An 18,321-nucleotide genomic window follows, 5' to 3' on the forward strand; every position below is an offset into this window, starting at 1 on the left:
AAATTAAGAGAAATTATGATTATCTTACATTACCAAATAATACAAAAAATATTCATATATAGCTAATCATCTTAATTATATACAAATTAACATTTCTATACAATATTTTTGCAATAATTACATTTATCGATTTTTTACCGAAATATAAAAAGCACTTTAATTCACTTAAATGAATTAAAGTGCTTCTATTTTCTATTTCTGTGATGCCCAATCTGCTGGATATGTTACATATATAAATCTGGCATAGTTTGGAACTGAGAATTGTATTTTACTTCCTTTAGGAATTAATATAATCTCTCCTGCATCAGCAGATATCTTTCTTCCATCTATTATTATATCCAAATGCCCTTCAATAATATAATCTATTTCATCATAGTTGAGAGTCCAATCAAAGGTAGTTTCTCTCATCTCCATCATGCCACAACCTAATCTTGGACTTTCTTCTAATGTAAATAAGTCCTTTGTATAAACTACATCCTTAGGGTTACCTGTGTCTAATCTATTTTCTTCAGTAACCTTTACTGTAGGAAGTTTTATTGAGGTAATTCCACTAATGTCTTTATGCCTTTGAAAATCTACTTCATCTTTACTACCTAGTTTTTCTTCAATTATCTTTCTAATTAATTCTTCAAGCATTTGTGGATTCATGTTTTCCATTTGCTTCTCCTCCCTTCGTTTTATCTAAAACCTTATTTGCTATAATCATAGCTACAAATACAGCAGCAACACCACCAACAAGCTTACCAACTATCATAGGAAAAATCATATTTTTTGCAACCCCTGCAACAAAACCTAAGTGATCTCCAAATACGAATGCTCCAGATACAGCAAAAGCAACGTTAATAATTTTCCCTCTGTCATCCATATTTTTCATCATTCCAAACATTGGAATATTGTTTGCTAAACTAGCTACTAAACCAGCTGCTGAAATATCATTCATTCCTAAAACTTTACCTAAAGCTAAAAGCGGCTTATTGAATACTTTAGTTATTATGTAAACCATTGGGAAAGCTCCTGCCAGTACTACAGCTATATCTCCAACTACTGCAATCCCTTCTGAAATTGGTGCCATTCCTGGTATTATAACTATTCCAGTAAGCTTTTCAACTACAGCAGCTGCTAAACCTATTGTGATTACTATAATTATAAATCTTCCAAAATAAGTAAATCCTTTTATCATCTTTTCAGGTATTTTCCATAATCCTAGGGCTATTAGTACTGCAAATAGTATAATTGGCACTAAATTTTTTAATATCATCATTATTGGAAAACCAGCAACTAATCCTCCCACTAATGCTCCAATAGGAATTGTAATTATTCCTGCTAATACTCCTGTTGCTAAAAATCTATGATCTTCTTTTTCAATTATTCCAAGAGCTACTGGAATAGTAAATACTATTGTAGGTCCCATCATAGCTCCTAAGATTGCTCCTGCAAATAAACCTGCTTCTGGAGTTTGAGCAAGTTGAACTGCCAATGAAAATCCTCCCATATCGCAAGCAAGAAGCGTTGTAGCAAACATAGCTGGGTCAGCACCTAAGGCACTATATATTGGAACTACAATTGGCTTTAGAATATTTGCTAGTACTGGTGCTAAACAAATAACTCCTACCATAGCTAATGTTAATGATCCCATTGCCATAAAACCTTCTTCAAAGGCGGCTCCTAAACCAAATTTATTATCAAGGCATTTATCTATAGCACCTAAAACCATAAAAACAACCATTGCGTAAATGATAATTTCATTAATACCCATTCTTCAATCTCCTTTCAATTAAAACAAATTAGATAATATAAGTTCGTCTGGTGAAGGAATTACAGAAGTTTGTATTATTTTCTTTTCTTCTATTTCTCCTCTAGCTTTTCTAATGGAATCTTCTACATCGCTAACTGCTCCAGAAATTATGAAAACTAATTTTCCACCTAAGGTATTTGCAATCTGTAATTTGGCTAACTGGACATTTGAAGACTTCAATATCTTGTTTAAGGCTTTCATACCACTACAAACATTTACAGTCTCAACTATACCTATTGCATTAAATTTTTCTTTTATGTATTTGCTCTTCAAGCCTTCAATAATACTTGGGTGCACTGCATTTATAATGAAATTATCTACTATATACTCTCCAGCAGCATCAACTCCACAAGTTACTGCTTCTTCAATTTCTCCTTCATTTCCACTAAGTACTACTAAAAACTTACCTACACAAATGGTTCTAAAGAAAGCTACATCTACTGTAGCTCTCTTAACCATGAGATCCGATACCTCTATACCTTTGCTAATACTTCTAAACTCTATGGCTCCTATACTTTTATTCATCTTCCACCTCTATAGAATCTACAATACCAATAATAACAGAATCTACTGGTACATCCTTTGATTCTAATGAAACTCTTGCAGATCCGCCTCTAGTAATGAGAACTAAATCTCCAGTCCCTGCTCCTACATTATCTACTGCTACAAAAAGTTCATCTTTTTCTTTATGTTTATTTATTAAGAGTTTAACTATTAGGAATTTCTGCCCATTTAATTTTTCATCTTTTTTAGTAGCCCAAAGGTTACCAACCACTCTTCCTATTATCATGTTATCCCTCACTAAACTCGTTTTATATTTAACTTTTGAATTCTTATAAAATCATTAGCCAAAGGTGTTATTATGCTCTTTTTATCAATAATAACTTCCTTCATATCCTTTTTGTAAAGCTTTCTTAAATCCGATTCTACAATGAGTTTTTTATTTCTTAATTCAAGACTCTTTTCAGAACAACTTTCATACTTTTCTGATATTTCTTCTTTTACAATATTATTCTTCCCTATATCCTTGAATTGTTTTATTTCCTTAAGAGAATCTATAAATTCTACTCCATAATCCTTGAGTTTTTCTTCAAATTCTACATATTTATTATAAAGAATCTTTGGTGCAGTCTTTGAATATCTTTTGTATTCAACACCACTATTAATCACAAAAACTTTTTTACCCTTCATAATCATTTTTAAAATAAAACGTTCTTCATTAGAAACATTCATTCCATTAGCCAAATTTGCTAATCCCCTTAAGCAAAGCTTTGAAACTACTACGGTATCACAGTCCTTTATTCCATCTTCATAGCTATATATGTCATACTCTTTAACTAGCTCTTCTTTATATTTCTCTAGAGAATCTTCCCACAAAACTACAAGTTTTTTCTTTTCATTAAATATTTCTTCAGTTCTGTTTTCTAATTTCTTATATACTTCTTCGACAATTAAATTTACAAGTCTTTCAAAATCCATGAATTCACCTCCTAAAAGGTTACTTTATTATTTTGCCCAAAGTTCCCTTACTAAAACCACAAGCATTAGCTTCGTCATAATCTATATGCATATAAGTTTGGAAGTTTGGACTTACTCTTATTACTACATCATCAAATATCAAGGGTCTATCCCCAAATATTTGGACTTTTACTTTTTCTTTATCTCTTACCCCAAACTTTTCTGCATCCTCTGGAGTGATGTGCACATGTCTTTTAGCTACAATAACTCCTTGTTTTATTTTTACTGCACTATTTTCAGAAATTATTATTATAGGTGGAGTTTCTTCGATATTTCCACTTTCTCTGACTGGTGCTTTAATGCCTAAAATTAGGGCATCTGTTTGAGATATTTCAACTTGAGTATGCTTTCTTTCTGGTCCCAAAATCACTACATTAGAAATAGACCCTTTAGGTCCAACAATTGTTACTCTCTCTTTACAAGCAAACTGTCCTGGTTGTGACAAATCCTTTGTTTTGGTAAGATTATATCCTTCTCCAAAGAGAGCCTCTAAAGTTTCTTTATTTACATGGACATGTCTTCCTGATGCTTCTACTTCTATAAAGGCTTCTTTTCTTACTCTTTTAATTACTTCGTCTATCAATTCTTCTAGTAATAGATTGTCCATAGAGCTCCTCCCTCTTTATTTATATTTTCCTGTCCTAACTTTAAACATCATAATCCAAAATAATGAGGATAATCTATTTAATCCTCTTATTAAATCTTCTCTTTCTACATCACCGTATTCATTTTTGAAAGCTGAAAAAGCTGTTAACTCCGTTTCCCTGGTTAAACTTCTACAACTGTTCAAAGCAACAACAACCTCTCCCATATCATGGTCTGGAAGAAAATGTCCAATTCCAAAATATTTTTGAGGATTATGAGATCTTTCTCTAAGCTCTTCTGCTGTCATACCCTGTAAGAGAAATCCTTCTAATTTTTCATTTAGCACTTCACATCTTATAATATTTCTTACAAAGTCTAATATCTCTTGCAAATCATTTACAATTTTAGTCATACCAAGCTTTGAACAAATAATTTGTGTTTCTAATATCTTAGATTCAAGGGAGTCTATTTTTCCTCTAAGTATAATTCTCTTATGGTCCTTAAAAACAAGAACATTTCCATAAAGATGCGTCATATGCTCTGGCTTATCTTCTAAATAACCACCATATATTGTTTTAAATTTGTAATTATTCTCTTTAATAATTACCTTTTCTTCCTCTACTTCTTTAAGTTCTTCTTCACCATCAACATATTTAAGCTGTATGTTGTTATCACTTAAAAATGACTTAGCTGAAGGTGTTACTATTTCTCCCTTTAACACTTTTAATTCTTTGATTTCCTTAACATCTTTTCCTTTTAAGCGTCTTCTAATTTCACTTTCCGTAATAACACTCATGTACTCACATCCCTTATTAGATGTAGGAGATGTGTCTTATTTTGACACATCTCTCTATAACTTTATTATTCCTGTGTTTTTGGAAGAATAGCATCTACTTCAAAGTGTGGTCTTGGTATTACGTGTACTGATACTAATTCTCCTACTCTTTCAGCAGCAGCTGCTCCTGCATCTGTAGCTGCTTTAACAGCTCCAACGTCTCCTCTTACCATAACAGTAACAAGTCCGCCACCTACATGTTCTTTTCCTACTAGAGTAACATTTGCAGCCTTAACCATAGCATCTGCTGCTTCAATTGCTCCTACTAACCCTTTAGTTTCAATCATTCCTAATGCATTTGTATTTGCCATAATAAAATCCTCCTTAAATTTCATTTACTTAATTTTTTAGTTGTTGAAGTATTCTTTTTACCAATTCATCTATAAGCTCTTCTTTATCAGTTTTAGAACCAAAAGTTTCTATAGATGATACTGGTTTTTCATTGCCTGTTAATTCTTCAACCTCCCTAACTCCATAAGCCACTCTTCTTATATTCAAAAGATTAAATGGTCCAATGTTATCTGAAGTAGAACTTCCTCCAATAGCACCACAACCTAAAGTTAAAGCAGGCATTAAGTTAGTAGTTGCTCCAATACCTCCTAGAGCACCTGGAGTGTTTATAAGCATTCTTGACACTGGTTTTCTTAATGCAAACTCTCTTATTATTTTCTCATTTTCTGAGTGAATTATAAGAGTGTGACCAGCACCTTCATTATTTAATATTTCTATGCACTTTTCACAAGCGCTTTCCCAATCCTTCTCTGTATAGAATGCAAGTATTGGAGCAAGCTTTTCTCTTGAGTATGGAACAGTATTGCCAACCCTTGTTTCTGCGGCAACTAGAGCCCTTGTTCCTTCTGGAATACTTAAGCTTGCAAGATTAGCTATAGCCTCTACACTCTTTCCAACTATCTGTGGATTCATGGTTCCATTAGCTCTCATTATAAATTTTTCAAGCTTTTTAGCTTCTTCATCAGTTAAAAAGTAAGCTCCTTGTTTTTTAAGCTCTTTAATTACTTCTTCTTTGATGCATTCTTCAACTACTACAGATTGCTCAGAAGCACATATTGTTCCATTATCGAAAGTTTTAGAATCTAGTATTCTCTTAACTGCTAAAGGAATATTAGCGCTTCTTTCAATAAATGCTGGACCATTTCCAGGACCTACTCCAATGGCTGGAGTACCAGATGAGTATGCAGCTTTAACCATAGCTGAACCGCCGGTAGCAAGGATTAATGCTATATCATTATGTTTCATTAGCACATCTGTACCTTCCATCGTTGGAACTGTCATGCAAGCTATAGCACCATCTGGGCATCCTGCCGCTTTAGCAGCTTCGGAAATAATTTTTACAGTTTCAAGTATACAATTCTTAGCATTTGGATGAGGTGAAAAAACTATAGCATTTGCTGATTTTATAGATATCATAGCTTTATATATAGCTGTAGATGTTGGATTTGTTGAAGGTATTAGTCCTGCAACCACTCCAACTGGAACTGCCACTTCTATAATTTTATTCACTTCATCATCTTCTAATATACCTACTGTCTTCATATCTTTGATAGCATTGTAAACTATTTTAGAAGCAAAAGTATTTTTCACTATTTTATCTTGCCATTTTCCAAATCCGGTTTCTTCGTTGGCCATTCTAGCTAATTTTTCTGCATTCTCAAATCCTGCATCAGCAATAGCCTTTACTATTTTGTCAATCTGTGATTGACTCATCTGCGCTAGCACTCTTTGGGCTTCTTTAGCTTTTTTTATTAAATTTCTAACCTCTTGTACTGAAACCAAATCTTTATCTAGAAGCTCCATTAATTATCACCCTTTCTGTAAAAATTTAATATTTGTTTTATTAGTTCATCCTTTTTTCCAAACTTAATCTGTTTATTTGTCATAGTAGGTAATTTTAATTCCCTAGCTAATTTTCTTAAATCTTCAACCTTCATTTCTAAAAGTTCATCTTCTTTATATTCATTCTTTGACTTTTCGGATTCTTTTAAATCATCTATTTTATTTGTATTCATTCTATTTACATTTATTTCTTCTATATCTACTTCTTCTTTATTTTCTATGACTTGAATTTCTTCTTTATCTATTTGTTTTTTTTCTTCCTTAACTGATTCTTGATTTTTACTTTTTAAATCTTTATTTTTATTAGAATGATTTTCATCCTTCTTTTCATTCATCTTAGGAAGTATCTTTAAAGTCTCCTCATGTAACCTTGGAATAACGTGAGAAGTTAGGAATACTCCTAGTGCTTCTACAGATGCCACTCCGGCATCTACAGCAGCTTTAACCGCATCTACATCTCCAGTAAGCTTCACTGTAACTATTCCTCCCTTAACCTTTTCCAAACCCATGAGATTTACATTAGCAGCTTTAAGTGCAGAGTCAGCAGCCTCTATAGCTCCAAGCAAACCTTTAACCTCTATTAATCCTAGTGATTTATACATATTTATTCCTTAAAATTAATAGTTAATTGGGTTTTCCGCTACAAATTGCACTGCTGCTGCAAATGCGTCACAAGCAGCTTTAGCAGCTGATTGACTTCCTGTTAATAATCCCCCACCAAAGTTAGTTTCTGATGGTGGTCCGAAAAAGGCTACCATCTTAACATCTGCCGCTTTTAATGCTGCATCTAATGCGTACATAGCTTCAAGGGGTGGAGCTATTAAATAAGCTAACGGCTCTCCCTCTTTTATTCCAGCTAGCTCGGATAAATATGAACCTGTTCTTGATACAGTGTGAGCAAAATATGGTATTGTATTGTCATCATTAGCACTTGTAAAATGTGCTCCATTTTCTATGAAATCAACGGCAGCATTTAATCCGCTTCTTACTTCTTCTGGGTTAGGTCCTGCAAGTATTCCTATAACTTCTCCTGCAAGTTTTGTTGAAGCATTAGCTGAACCAGCATACATTGATCTTGCATAAACAACATCTACATCAGCTGCTTTAGTAGCTTCATCAAGCGCAGTATAAGTTACGTCATCTATATCAGCAGTAATTAGTCCTAAGCTTTTATGGCGTGATTTTAATTCAAATTTTTCAGCTAAGTCTGGGCTTACGTTTGAAATAACCTTAACACTTAACACTGTAGCACGAATTGCTTCATTCTTCACTTTAAGTTCCTCCTATACTATAATCTCAAATCTATACCAGATGCTTTTTTATCAAGCATAAACTTTATAAGTTCAGCTATATGAGCGCCAGCTTCAACAGGCGGTGTACCACCTTTATGTATATTGGAAACAACCGTTCTCTTTGCTTCTGGCATATTTACTGTTGGCTTATATGCAATGTAAGCACTCATAGATTCAGCTGTAACCAATCCTGGTCTTTCTCCCACAAGTAAACATATTACCTCTGCTCCAGTAGCTTCGCCTATAACGTCCATTGCTGGAACTCTGCAATGTTTTACAAAGATAACTTCAGGTGTATCTATTCCATAAACCTTTAAACCTTGCTTTAAAGCTGGTAATATATCTCCAAGGTTTGCTTCAATAGCAGAAGAGCTTAATCCATCTCCTACCACTATCTGAACTTTTGCATTTTTTCTAAAATTATCTTTTAAGAACTTAACTGTATCTTCTGTAAATTTTCTTCCTAAATCTGGACGAGTTATATACTCATCTTTGTCTTTGCACAATGTAGCAATAGGTACTAAATTGTTTTCTTTTATATATTCTTCATTTACATATGAGAACACCGCATCCTGAGCAGCAGCATGGTCAGCTCTAAATCTAAGAGAGGTTTCAGTTTTATATCTTGGACCTGCTCTCCATATTCCAATTCTTGCTGGTGTTTTTTCTTTCATTTTTAAATAGCCTTCTCTATCCTCTGGCTCTGGAACTAAAAGTTGTTTTTTTATTTCAATTTCTGTTATGTCATCTAAAATTCCATCTTCTACATTCAATATTTCTACGGATCTTTTAATAGTTTTTTCAACAGCATCTTCATTGCCTTTATTTATCATTTCCGTCAACAATTTTTCAACCATTGATTTTAATTCTTTTTCATTAACCACTCTATATCCCTCCCTATTTCAAGAATACTGATGCGTCTCCTGCTTTTTTAGTAAGCTTTCCATTATGATAGAATCCCATTTTTTCTAACCATAATTCAAATTCCTCTATTGGCTTTAATTTTAATAAATCTCTTAATGCAGCAGTTTCATGATATCCTGTGCATTGATAGTTAAGCATTACGTCATCACCATGTGGAATTCCCATAAAATAGTTGCATCCAGCTGCTGAAAGTAATACTGATAAGTTTTCAATATCATTTTGGTCAGCTTTCATATGATTTGTATAACAAGCATCACAACCCATAGATATTCCTGTTAGTTTACCCATAAAGTGATCCTCTAATCCTGCTCTTATAACCTGTTTGGAATCATAGAGAAATTCTGGTCCTATGAATCCTACCACTGTATTAACTATAAAAGGTTCATATCTCTTACCAAATCCATAACATCTTGCTTCCATTGTAACCTGATCAACATTATGATGAGATTCAGATGAAAGTTCGGAACCTTGACCTGTTTCAAAATACATTACGTTTGGACCTTCTCCTGTACCTTCTTTTAGTGCTAAATCTCTAGCTTCATCAAGCATACTTGCTGAAATTCCAAAAGCTTCATTTGCCTTTTGTGAACCAGCTATGGATTGGAATATAAGATCTGTAGGAGCTCCCTTTCTGATAGCTTCCATCTGTGTGGTTACGTGAGCAAGCACACAAATTTGAGTTGGTATTTCCCACTTTCTCTTAAATTCATCAAATCTTTTTAGAACTCTTGACACACTTTCAACAGAATCATCAACTGGATTTAATCCTATTACAGCGTCTCCTACTCCATAAGTTAAACCTTCCATTAATGATGCTGTAATTCCATCTGGATCATCTGTTGGATGGTTTGGTTGGAGTCTTGCTGATAAAGTCCCTTCTTTTCCTATAGTTGTGTTACAATGAGCTGTAATTCTTATTTTTCTTGCCCCGTAAATAAGGTCCAGATTTGACATTAATTTTGCAACGGCAGCTACCATTTCTGAGGTTAAACCTCTTGATATTCTCTTTATATCAGCACCTGTTGTATTTTCGTTTAAAATCCACTCCCTAAGTTCTGATACAGTCCAATTCCTAATTTCATTGTAGATTTTTTCATTAACTGAATCTTGAATTATTCTTGTTACTTCATCCTTTTCATAAGGCACTGCTGGATTATTTCTTAAATCTGCTAATGTAAGATTTGATAAAACAACTTTTGCTGCTACCCTCTCCTCTGCAGATTCAGCTGCAAGCCCTGCTAGCTTATCACCGGATTTCTCCTCATTTGCCTTACCTAATACTTCATTGATGGTATTAAATTGATAAACGCGTCCAAATAATTTCGTTTTTAAAATCACGTTAATCCTCCCTCCATTTAGTTAAATACTAATGTTTTTATTACTACTGGTAATACTTTACCTTCAGCTATAGGCTTACCTATATCGATATAATCTCCATTTTCCACTTTGATACCATCGATACAAATAACATCCTTTTTAAGCTGAAAAGCAGAGTATAATGCATGACCGAGAACCTTTGCCATATCATTTTCTACTATTATTATTATTGGAAGTTCTCTTTTTATTAACTCTTCCATGCCTTCAACAAAACCTTTAGCATATGCCTGTATTTCATTAAAGGATGGATTTTTCTTGCCATTTATTGCTATGGCAACCCTTTGAAGGTCATTTTCTACCTTGAACCAATTAAGCTTTTCTTTTATAGATTTTTTTAATGCATCACTTCCCCCTTTTTCATCTTCCTCGGAAAGTTTTAATATAGGAAGATTTTTTATAGGAAAATGATCTGTTGTATATGTGATTGTGCTTCCACTAATTTCAGTTGTATGAGAGCCAGCTCCCACCACTGTAGCTCTAATAGTCTCTAGTGGTTTTACAACTTTAAGCTTCTTGCACATATCTGACTTTGCAATTGCTTCTCCTAGTAGTATACCTATATCGCCATATTGAAAATAATCATCTACTTCTCCTTGATGATATATATAATCTGCTACTCCCCCAGAGAAGGAAATACATTCTATCTTCTCATTTAAACTTATGGATTTATTTGTCACTATAAGATCAAATAATGAAGTCTTTTCTTTGACTCCTACACTTTGTTCTAGTAAACTTACCATTTCATCTATAATTGGGGAAAGTTTTTCAATAGTTACCTTATCTCCAATTTTTATATCAAAATTCTTTTCTACAATTATAGTTTGAATTTTTGGTGCAATATATTCTATTTCTTTTGTATTTTTATTAATTTTTATAAGTCTTCCTCCGATGTCAAGGCAACCAGTTTCTTTTACATCTCCTCTTGAGAAAAGAGCTAGATTGCTAGTTCCTCCTCCAATATCTATATTTACTACGGAAACAGAGTGCTCTTTTGAATAAATATGAGCTCCCGCTCCCTTGCCAGCTATTATACTCTCTAAGTCTGGCCCTGCTGTAGCTACAACAAAATCTCCTGCAAATCCGCTTAAGGAATGTAAAACTTCATTAGCATTATTTTTTCTTGCAGTTTCTCCTGTTATAATTACTGCACCAGTTTTTATATCTTCTTTTTTTATATTTGCTTTTTCATATTCTTTATGTACTATATTTTTTATTTCTTCTGCATCTATTTCATCCTTTGATATTAGAGGCGTAAAATAAACTTCACTTTTATAAACTATTTGCTTATCTACTATGGTGATCCTAGGCACCGTAAAGTTTGAGGCCATGTTTTCTACTATAAGCTTTGAAAATATCAGTTGAGTGGTACTAGTACCTATATCAATTCCAATACTTAATAATTCCTCTCTTATGAGAATCACCTCCAAAAAAAAGCTTAAAGCTATATAAAGATTAGAAAAATCTTTATAACAACTTTAAGCCTCTTTGCTTAAATAAAACTACCTCATTGTAGCTATATATTCATTTAAATAAAGGGAAATCAAGTATAACCTTTGTACCTTTTCCATCTGAGTATATATTGATATTCCCTATAAGTTTATCCTTAACATAACTTTTAACTATGGACAACCCAAGACTATCAATATTTTCTTCCTCAACATTGAAGCCTTTCCCATTATCAATTACAGCTATTATTTTATAATCCTCATCACCCTCAATAAGAATTTCTATTTCACCTTCTGTCATATCTTCAAAGGCATGGTCATAGCAATTTTGGATAAGTTCATTTATTATTAACGCTATTGCTGTAGCTCTATCACTATCAATATAGAAATCCTCTCCAACAAGATTTATCTCAATTTGCTTAGACGCATTATTAAAACATCTTTTTATGTTTAACATGATAGAATTAATTACATTAGTGATACTTATAAGATCAGATATCTGCTTTGATAAAATTTCATGGGTAGCCGCAATAGCCAATATTCTACTAACACTTTCTTGAAGGTTAATCTTCGCCTCTTCTGAAGTGCATCTTCTACTCTGTATTCTTAAGAGGGAAGCCACTGTTTGAAGATTATTTTTAACTCTATGGTGAATCTCTCTTATAGCTACGGATTTTGAAATAATTTCTGCTTCCTTATTTTTTATTTCAGTTATGTCACTTATTATCATAGCTAATTTCAAGTCTCTTTCCTTCATAATTATTTTTTTTATAACAAAATAATATTTTCCTACTTTTACTTCGTTTTTCTCAGATTGTTCCACAATATTTCCATCATAACTATATACCACTTGATCAAAAGTAGTATTATCCAATGATAAATTATCATAGTGAATACCTTGTATATCATCCATATACCCAATATTGCTATAGTAAGTGTCTGCCTTTACATTTTTAATTCTTAAGAATCCTTCTTTATCAAAAATTAAAATGGCATCCCCTAAATTATTGTTTATTATTTGATTTGAATTTATCGCAGTCATAAATTGATGAGAAATATTTTTTTGTTTTAATGGAGATAAATTACCTATACTAAATTCTTCTTTTATTTCATCACTTATATCCTTCTCAACTATTATAACTCCTACTACTTTTTTCTCATTAGTTATAGGAAAAACCTTCTGCTTAACAAACCTATCTTCTTGAGTCATGGCCCTAATGTCCCTAGAGGGGACTCCAGTTTTTAAAGTTCTCAAAGCTCCTGGTTCATTTTTTCTTAAAGCTTTTTCTCCTACTACTGAAGAGTTATATACAGATTTTCCACTAGAAGGTTTCGCTTCGCATACTACTATGGCTATATCATTGTCTCTAGACATAACGTCTATAAAAACATCGCTTTCATAAAATTCAGCCATAATCTCTAAAGATTTAGAAACCTCCATTACCTTCTTTATATCTAAATCTGTTAGATCTGTGTACTTTTTGCAAAGAGCATAAATAGTTGCACTATTATTCATAGTTTATAAGTATTGTCTGAGCAATGTCAGCCATAGAACATCTTTTGTCCATGCTCAGTTTTCTTATCCTTTTATAAGCTTCATCTTCTGAAATTTTTAATTCTAGCATAAGCATGCCCTTTGCTTTCTCTACTGCTTTTCTCTCATCAAATTTTTTATTTAATTTTTCTAAATCATCTTTTAGATTCCTAAAGTCCTCTACTCTAGCTAAACACATTTCTAAGGTTGAAATTAATGATTTTTCATCTAAGGGTTTTACTAAATACCCAAAGGCCCCTACGCTTTTGGCCTTTTCTATATATTCTGCATCACTAAATGCCGTTAAAAGGAGAATTCCTCCCGCTAAATTTTCACTCATTATCTTCTTGCTTGCTTTTAATCCATCTAGTACAGGCATTTGAATGTCCATTAGCACTATATCTGGACGATGTTTTTTACAAGCTTCAATTGCGTCAAATCCATCTGCAGCTTCTCCTACCACACTGTAGCCTTCTGCTTGAAGGATATCTTTAATATCCATTCTAGTAATAGGTTCATCATCGACTATTACAATCTTCTTATTCATAATATTAATTTTCACCTCAGCTATTTTATCTTAAATAATTGAGCATATCTTCTATACCAATATTTTTTACTGAAGAAACTTCAAATATTTTTGTAGCACCTGCTGCTTCTAGTTGTTCCCTTGCTCTTTTAACCTGTTCCTTATCTTTGGCTAAATCTATTTTTGTAATTATTCCTATAACTTCTTTAGAAAATATTGATGCAAAGTTTGGAGGTATATACCCTTCCTCCTGAGTACAGTCATATACTAATGCTATAACATCAGCTTCTGCTGCAGTTATAATCAGTGCTCTATAATAAACTCTATTTTCTATATATTCTCCAGGTGTGTCTATAATATTATCATAAAATTCAACCGCTTGGGTCTTTTTATATTCTAAATCTGTTTTATTCATCATCTGAGATAATGTGGTTTTTCCGCTTCCAGTTTTTCCAATAAAAATTACCTTTTTCATATTTTCACCTTTGTTAAGTCCTAGTTATTTTCGCTGATGAAAAATTCAGAAGATTTTGAAGCACATTAACCACTTCTTTTAAAGCTGATTCCACAGAAGATACATCACCTGTTAATACTACTGATCCACTAAATCTATCTACAAAACCAAGTGCAATGCCCGCTGATTTAGTTGCTACATCAGCTGCAATTATAGATGCTTCACTTGGAGTTATAGTGAGTATTCCAATAGCATCCCTTCTATCTGTCACCAATCCTAATTTTTTATATATATCCTCATTAGGATTAGCAATTATATGAGCGAGAGTTACTTGTTTACCTGGAACATATTCTTGAATCATCCTCTGCTTTTCTTCATTCATATAATCAACCTACTTCACATTTAAAATAATAAAAGCTCCTTAAAAATAAAGTTTTATTTTTAAGAAGCTTCTTTGCTTACTAACAATAGACACACCATTGTATCTATTTTCAGTATATAGTCTTCTTAAAACATTGTCAATATATTTATATTTTAATTTTATCAATTATTTGAATAATGTCTTTTTTACTAGGAGCTTTAGGATTTGCTTCAGTACAGCCATCTTTTAATGCTGCTTCTCCTATTCCTTCTTTAAACTCTTCTATTTTGGATAACTCTATATTACACTCTCTTAAGGTAATAGGCATTTTCATATGCTTTTGCATTTTTTTTATTTCATTTATCAAACTTCTAACCGCTGATCTTGTGGTAGAAGATGGAAAACCTAATATTTTAGATAACTTAGCATATTTAAGAGCAGCTCTACTATATTCATTGCTTCCAAAACCATTAATTTCAGCATTATATTCTATTATATGGGGAAGAAGGATAGAATTTGTTCTACCATGTGGAATATGTAATTTACCTCCTATTGCATGGGCAATACCATGGTTTAGTCCTAATCCTGCTGCATTAAAGGCTAATCCTGCAAGACATGAAGCATTATGCATCTTTTCTCTAGCTTCAGTATCCTCTCCATTTTCATATGCTCTTATTAAATATTTGAATACCAAAGAAGCTGCTTTTTCAGCAAGAGCATCAGAAAAATCAGAAGCATTTGTAGATACATATGCTTCCAAAGCATGGGTCAATACGTCCATTCCTGTGTCTGCAGTAATAAAATTTGGCACACTTTTAACCATATTGGGATCAAGTATAGCAATATCAGGCAAAAGATCTTGAGAAACTAAAGGATATTTTGTTCCTTTACTCTTATCTGTGATTACAGAAAAAGATGTAACTTCTGAACCTGTTCCACTAGTAGTAGGTATAGCTATAAATTCCATATCCTTACTACTTACTATTTTCTTTGAAAAATCCATTATCGCCTTAGCAGCATCTATAGCAGATCCTCCACCTAGTGCTATAAGTACATCTGGATTTATTTTCCCCATATATTCAATTCCTTGTACAACGGTTTCAATGGGTGGATCAGGAACTATATCTGAAAATATTTCATATTGAGCATCTTTGAGTCTTTCTGTAATAAAATTTATAGCTCCTGATTTAACCATAAAAGGGTCTGTAATTATAAGAACTTTTTTATTCTTTATTTCAGAAAGCATATTTAAGGAATTTTCCCCAAAATAAATTTTGGTTTTAATTTCGAAACTATTCACGTTATCTCTCCTCTCTTAAAATACTTATATTAGCTAAAGGTAAAAATTATAACAAAAAGCTCCACAGGTAAATTACCCATGGAGCTCCTATGCTCATATTACACTTCATTGTGCTTAATTATAATATACTATTGTGAAATTTCATTGTCAACAATTATTACTAATCTGCCTGACCTTTTGATGATAGATATATAATATCTCCTAGCTGACATTGAAGTATACTATAAATAGCACCTAAGAATGCTCCCTGGAAATTTGAGATAATATAAAAGTTAATAATGATAATATAACCAATATTAAAATTTCTACTCTAATTACAGATACATTAAATAAATTTATTATACTCATACTATTTCATTTCCTAAAGCAACTTATAACTGCTACAAACAATCAAAATTCACTAAGAAGAGTATAGCTACTTAGCTATACTCTTCTCATTTTATGTATGTTTTACAAAATATCCTTATAAATTTTTGGATGTGGATCATAACACATCATTGAAGAATCATCATAAAGTTTTGGATGCGGATCATAAGACATCATTAGAGAATCGTCATAAAGTTTTGGATGTGGGTCGTAACATATTATTGATGAATCTTTATAAATTTTTGGATGTGGATCATAACACATTATTGAAGAATTATTTTTGTTTGACCCTAATTGTTTCGCTATTACATTGTTAATACTAACTGTGCCTATGGATATTAAACTTATAGTTAAAATCAAAGCCACGACTTTTTTTCTTTTAACCATTTTATCCCCCCTAAATTTGTTTTATTATATATAATATACTATAAATTCCTTAAATAGTAAATAAATTAATTTACTTTGTGGATTTATGTATTATAATATATATAATATTCAGAATTTAGGAGGGGTCAAAATGGAACTTACAGATATAACTCAATACGAATTTACACTCAAAACTACAATTAATAATATCAATAGCATATTTGCTAATGAAAATTATAATTTTTATATAATAGAAGATTCTGTGCTTAAAAAAGATCTCTCTCATATAAATGATATTTTTGATAACCTTATAAATTTATTAACAAATTATAAGGAAAATTTACATACAAATTTTGTGGATGTAGCAGAAAATATAGAGGGTTTTTTAATAAACGTAGATTATGATATGTTAGACAAGAAGATAATTCTATATGACAAAATAGGTGATATGTTTAGGGCAAGGAAAGATTATTATTTAGCTTATACTTATTATATAAAAACCTTTGAAAATTATTATAACTCCTTTAATGAAGCTGGGTTTTTAAAAATATTAGCTAAGATATCCTATTGTTGTATTATGTTAAATAAATATAAAGAAAGTATACATTTTGGAAATATACTTTATTCTTATATTAATAATGGTAGAATTTCTAAAAAGTTATGTTTTAATGTATTATTTAACAATGCGTTAGCTTATAAAAAACTTAATTTATTTGATCAATCATTAAAAGAAATTGAATATATAGAAAAAAATTTGCCACCAGAAAATTTAATAGATACGGCTGATTTAATAGTACTAAAATCAAATTGCCTTAAAGAAAAAGGGAATCATAATGAAGCTATAAAGCTAAATTCATATTTACTATCAATTTTACCTAACTCTGAGAAAGAAATTAAATTAACATCTATAATTAATTTATTAGAACTCTATTCAGCAATTAAAGACACTGAAAATATAGAAAAATGTTTAGACAAATATTCATATATAATAGATAATTATAAACCTTTAAATACTTATGAATATATTGATAAATATTCTCCTGAAATTTATCATGGACTTGGAGTAGCTTATATCTGCATAGGAACATATGAGCTTGCTGTAAAATATTTTAATAATGCTATAGATAGAGGAATGTTCTATAGAAATAATATAATAATTAATAACTCTTTAGATAATTTATTTGATATCTATTCAAATCCTGACAATAATTTAGATATAAATATACTTAAATATAAGTTATTAGAATTATTATCAATTAACACAATTTCAATAGATACTTCAATACTGTTAAGGTTTATCAATTATTACAATGAACAAAAGAGCATAAGTGAAGTAAGAAATTTATTAAAACTTACGTTATGTAGATAAAAAGAAAATTGTGACGCATTGAAAATTATAATTTAAAATAATTAATTATATATATTTTTTCAAATTTAGGTTATGACAAATTAGTTTTCAATTATAAATTTTTACGGCAATAATTAAGTATCTAAAATAAAGAGCTAAGTACGTAGTGAAGTCGCTATTTCACTACATACTTAGCTCTTTTATATTTTACAAATATATTTTGAAATTTATACTATGACAAATTAGTGTCTCAAATATTTGTCTTTATAATTTCATTGTGAAAAGCTTGAAGAATGCTATGTAATATGCTCTATGCATTTGAGCGAGATTTAGAAATTCTTAATTTATTTTAGGAAAGTATCGTTAAAATGCTGTACATGTTTAACTGAAAGGAGTTTGTCAGCATTAGGGACTTTTGTAAAATAAATTTTAGAAGTTTCT

General features: G+C 31.4%; 21 protein-coding genes. 1 reads left to right on the forward strand and 20 read right to left on the reverse strand.

All coding sequences use genetic code 11. The annotated features are described in order from the left end of the window. Window positions 1–192: 192 nt before the first annotated feature. From KQI86_RS02385 to KQI86_RS02480, 20 genes are all read right to left on the reverse strand, one after another. A complete protein-coding gene (locus tag KQI86_RS02385; RefSeq protein ID WP_216437557.1) occupies window positions 193–657 on the reverse strand; it encodes a cupin domain-containing protein in 465 nt (154 codons plus the stop codon). Continuing rightward, window positions 629–1,756 carry an ethanolamine utilization protein EutH gene (gene eutH, locus KQI86_RS02390; protein WP_216437558.1) on the reverse strand — a complete coding sequence of 376 codons (1,128 nt, stop codon included), beginning with the start codon at window positions 1,754–1,756 and terminating at the stop codon, window positions 629–631. The genes KQI86_RS02385 and eutH overlap by 29 nt, the downstream gene beginning before the upstream one ends. Before the next feature lie 18 nt (window positions 1,757–1,774). After that, complete coding sequence (locus KQI86_RS02395) at window positions 1,775–2,320, reverse strand: BMC domain-containing protein (RefSeq protein ID WP_216437559.1); 546 nt, start codon at window positions 2,318–2,320, stop codon at window positions 1,775–1,777. Then, window positions 2,313–2,585, reverse strand: a complete 273-nt coding sequence (locus KQI86_RS02400; protein ID WP_216437560.1) for a EutN/CcmL family microcompartment protein — start codon at window positions 2,583–2,585, stop codon at window positions 2,313–2,315. Before KQI86_RS02400 ends, KQI86_RS02395 begins: the two co-directional genes overlap by 8 nt. 11 nt (window positions 2,586–2,596) lie before the next feature. Next, a complete protein-coding gene (locus KQI86_RS02405; protein ID WP_216437561.1) occupies window positions 2,597–3,274 on the reverse strand; it encodes a TIGR02536 family ethanolamine utilization protein in 678 nt (225 codons plus the stop codon). Window positions 3,275–3,293: 19 nt separating this feature from the next. Continuing rightward, window positions 3,294–3,920 carry an ethanolamine utilization phosphate acetyltransferase EutD gene (gene eutD / locus KQI86_RS02410; protein WP_216437562.1) on the reverse strand — a complete coding sequence of 209 codons (627 nt, stop codon included), beginning with the start codon at window positions 3,918–3,920 and terminating at the stop codon, window positions 3,294–3,296. A 15-nt stretch (window positions 3,921–3,935) separates the two neighbouring features. After that, window positions 3,936–4,694, reverse strand: coding sequence for a cobalamin adenosyltransferase (locus KQI86_RS02415; protein ID WP_216437563.1), 759 nt, complete (start codon window positions 4,692–4,694; stop codon window positions 3,936–3,938). Between the two features lie 65 nt (window positions 4,695–4,759). Then, window positions 4,760–5,044: a BMC domain-containing protein gene (locus KQI86_RS02420; RefSeq protein WP_216437564.1), complete on the reverse strand. Its 285-nt coding sequence runs from the start codon at window positions 5,042–5,044 to the stop codon at window positions 4,760–4,762. Between the two features lie 28 nt (window positions 5,045–5,072). Continuing rightward, window positions 5,073–6,548: an acetaldehyde dehydrogenase (acetylating) gene (locus KQI86_RS02425; protein ID WP_216437565.1), complete on the reverse strand. Its 1,476-nt coding sequence runs from the start codon at window positions 6,546–6,548 to the stop codon at window positions 5,073–5,075. Continuing rightward, complete coding sequence (locus KQI86_RS20325) at window positions 6,548–7,189, reverse strand: BMC domain-containing protein (RefSeq protein WP_216437566.1); 642 nt, start codon at window positions 7,187–7,189, stop codon at window positions 6,548–6,550. The genes KQI86_RS02425 and KQI86_RS20325 overlap by 1 nt, the downstream gene beginning before the upstream one ends. A gap of 15 nt (window positions 7,190–7,204) precedes the next feature. Continuing rightward, window positions 7,205–7,858, reverse strand: coding sequence for an ethanolamine utilization microcompartment protein EutL (gene eutL, locus KQI86_RS02435; RefSeq protein ID WP_216437567.1), 654 nt, complete (start codon window positions 7,856–7,858; stop codon window positions 7,205–7,207). A 17-nt stretch (window positions 7,859–7,875) separates the two neighbouring features. Then, the gene (gene eutC, locus KQI86_RS02440; protein WP_216438288.1) at window positions 7,876–8,736 is read right to left on the reverse strand and encodes an ethanolamine ammonia-lyase subunit EutC; all 861 of its coding nucleotides are present in this window, start codon (window positions 8,734–8,736) and stop codon (window positions 7,876–7,878) included. A gap of 40 nt (window positions 8,737–8,776) precedes the next feature. Further along, window positions 8,777–10,141, reverse strand: a complete 1,365-nt coding sequence (locus KQI86_RS02445; protein WP_216437568.1) for an ethanolamine ammonia-lyase subunit EutB — start codon at window positions 10,139–10,141, stop codon at window positions 8,777–8,779. 17 nt (window positions 10,142–10,158) lie between these two features. Next, window positions 10,159–11,592, reverse strand: coding sequence for an ethanolamine ammonia-lyase reactivating factor EutA (eutA, locus tag KQI86_RS02450; protein ID WP_216438290.1), 1,434 nt, complete (start codon window positions 11,590–11,592; stop codon window positions 10,159–10,161). A 109-nt stretch (window positions 11,593–11,701) separates the two neighbouring features. Continuing rightward, window positions 11,702–13,141, reverse strand: a complete 1,440-nt coding sequence (locus KQI86_RS02455) for a sensor histidine kinase (protein ID WP_216437569.1) — start codon at window positions 13,139–13,141, stop codon at window positions 11,702–11,704. Further along, a complete protein-coding gene (locus KQI86_RS02460) occupies window positions 13,134–13,706 on the reverse strand; it encodes an ANTAR domain-containing response regulator (RefSeq protein ID WP_216437570.1) in 573 nt (190 codons plus the stop codon). Before KQI86_RS02460 ends, KQI86_RS02455 begins: the two co-directional genes overlap by 8 nt. 25 nt (window positions 13,707–13,731) lie before the next feature. Beyond that, a complete protein-coding gene (locus KQI86_RS02465; RefSeq protein WP_216437571.1) occupies window positions 13,732–14,160 on the reverse strand; it encodes a EutP/PduV family microcompartment system protein in 429 nt (142 codons plus the stop codon). Window positions 14,161–14,173: 13 nt separating this feature from the next. Next, window positions 14,174–14,521: a BMC domain-containing protein gene (locus tag KQI86_RS02470; RefSeq protein ID WP_216437572.1), complete on the reverse strand. Its 348-nt coding sequence runs from the start codon at window positions 14,519–14,521 to the stop codon at window positions 14,174–14,176. A gap of 145 nt (window positions 14,522–14,666) precedes the next feature. Next, window positions 14,667–15,800 carry a 1-propanol dehydrogenase PduQ gene (locus KQI86_RS02475; RefSeq protein ID WP_216437573.1) on the reverse strand — a complete coding sequence of 378 codons (1,134 nt, stop codon included), beginning with the start codon at window positions 15,798–15,800 and terminating at the stop codon, window positions 14,667–14,669. Between the two features lie 450 nt (window positions 15,801–16,250). Continuing rightward, the gene (locus KQI86_RS02480) at window positions 16,251–16,553 is read right to left on the reverse strand and encodes a hypothetical protein (RefSeq protein ID WP_216437574.1); all 303 of its coding nucleotides are present in this window, start codon (window positions 16,551–16,553) and stop codon (window positions 16,251–16,253) included. A 130-nt stretch (window positions 16,554–16,683) separates the two neighbouring features. Here KQI86_RS02480 and KQI86_RS02485 point away from each other — a divergent pair, with 130 nt between their 5' ends. Next, complete coding sequence (locus KQI86_RS02485; protein ID WP_216437575.1) at window positions 16,684–17,901, forward strand: hypothetical protein; 1,218 nt, start codon at window positions 16,684–16,686, stop codon at window positions 17,899–17,901. The last annotated feature ends 420 nt before the right edge of the window (window positions 17,902–18,321 follow it).

The organism is Clostridium mobile (assembly GCF_018918285.1).
GTDB lineage: Bacteria > Bacillota > Clostridia > Clostridiales > Clostridiaceae > Clostridium_AW > Clostridium_AW mobile.

Coding starts and splice junctions, on each gene's coding strand:
- KQI86_RS02400 (WP_216437560.1), bottom strand. CDS start 2,585: ATGATAATAGGAAGAGTGGTTGGTAACCTTTGGGCTACTAAAAAAGAT.
- KQI86_RS20325 (WP_216437566.1), bottom strand. CDS start 7,189: ATGTATAAATCACTAGGATTAATAGAGGTTAAAGGTTTGCTTGGAGCT.
- eutD (WP_216437562.1), bottom strand. CDS start 3,920: ATGGACAATCTATTACTAGAAGAATTGATAGACGAAGTAATTAAAAGA.
- KQI86_RS02485 (WP_216437575.1), top strand. CDS start 16,684: ATGGAACTTACAGATATAACTCAATACGAATTTACACTCAAAACTACA.
- KQI86_RS02480 (WP_216437574.1), bottom strand. CDS start 16,553: ATGGTTAAAAGAAAAAAAGTCGTGGCTTTGATTTTAACTATAAGTTTA.
- KQI86_RS02470 (WP_216437572.1), bottom strand. CDS start 14,521: ATGAATGAAGAAAAGCAGAGGATGATTCAAGAATATGTTCCAGGTAAA.
- KQI86_RS02455 (WP_216437569.1), bottom strand. CDS start 13,141: ATGAATAATAGTGCAACTATTTATGCTCTTTGCAAAAAGTACACAGAT.
- eutC (WP_216438288.1), bottom strand. CDS start 8,736: ATGGTTGAAAAATTGTTGACGGAAATGATAAATAAAGGCAATGAAGAT.
- KQI86_RS02415 (WP_216437563.1), bottom strand. CDS start 4,694: ATGAGTGTTATTACGGAAAGTGAAATTAGAAGACGCTTAAAAGGAAAA.
- KQI86_RS02460 (WP_216437570.1), bottom strand. CDS start 13,706: ATGAATAAGAAGATTGTAATAGTCGATGATGAACCTATTACTAGAATG.
- KQI86_RS02405 (WP_216437561.1), bottom strand. CDS start 3,274: ATGGATTTTGAAAGACTTGTAAATTTAATTGTCGAAGAAGTATATAAG.
- KQI86_RS02385 (WP_216437557.1), bottom strand. CDS start 657: ATGGAAAACATGAATCCACAAATGCTTGAAGAATTAATTAGAAAGATA.
- eutH (WP_216437558.1), bottom strand. CDS start 1,756: ATGGGTATTAATGAAATTATCATTTACGCAATGGTTGTTTTTATGGTT.
- KQI86_RS02425 (WP_216437565.1), bottom strand. CDS start 6,548: ATGGAGCTTCTAGATAAAGATTTGGTTTCAGTACAAGAGGTTAGAAAT.
- KQI86_RS02420 (WP_216437564.1), bottom strand. CDS start 5,044: ATGGCAAATACAAATGCATTAGGAATGATTGAAACTAAAGGGTTAGTA.
- KQI86_RS02395 (WP_216437559.1), bottom strand. CDS start 2,320: ATGAATAAAAGTATAGGAGCCATAGAGTTTAGAAGTATTAGCAAAGGT.
- KQI86_RS02465 (WP_216437571.1), bottom strand. CDS start 14,160: ATGAAAAAGGTAATTTTTATTGGAAAAACTGGAAGCGGAAAAACCACA.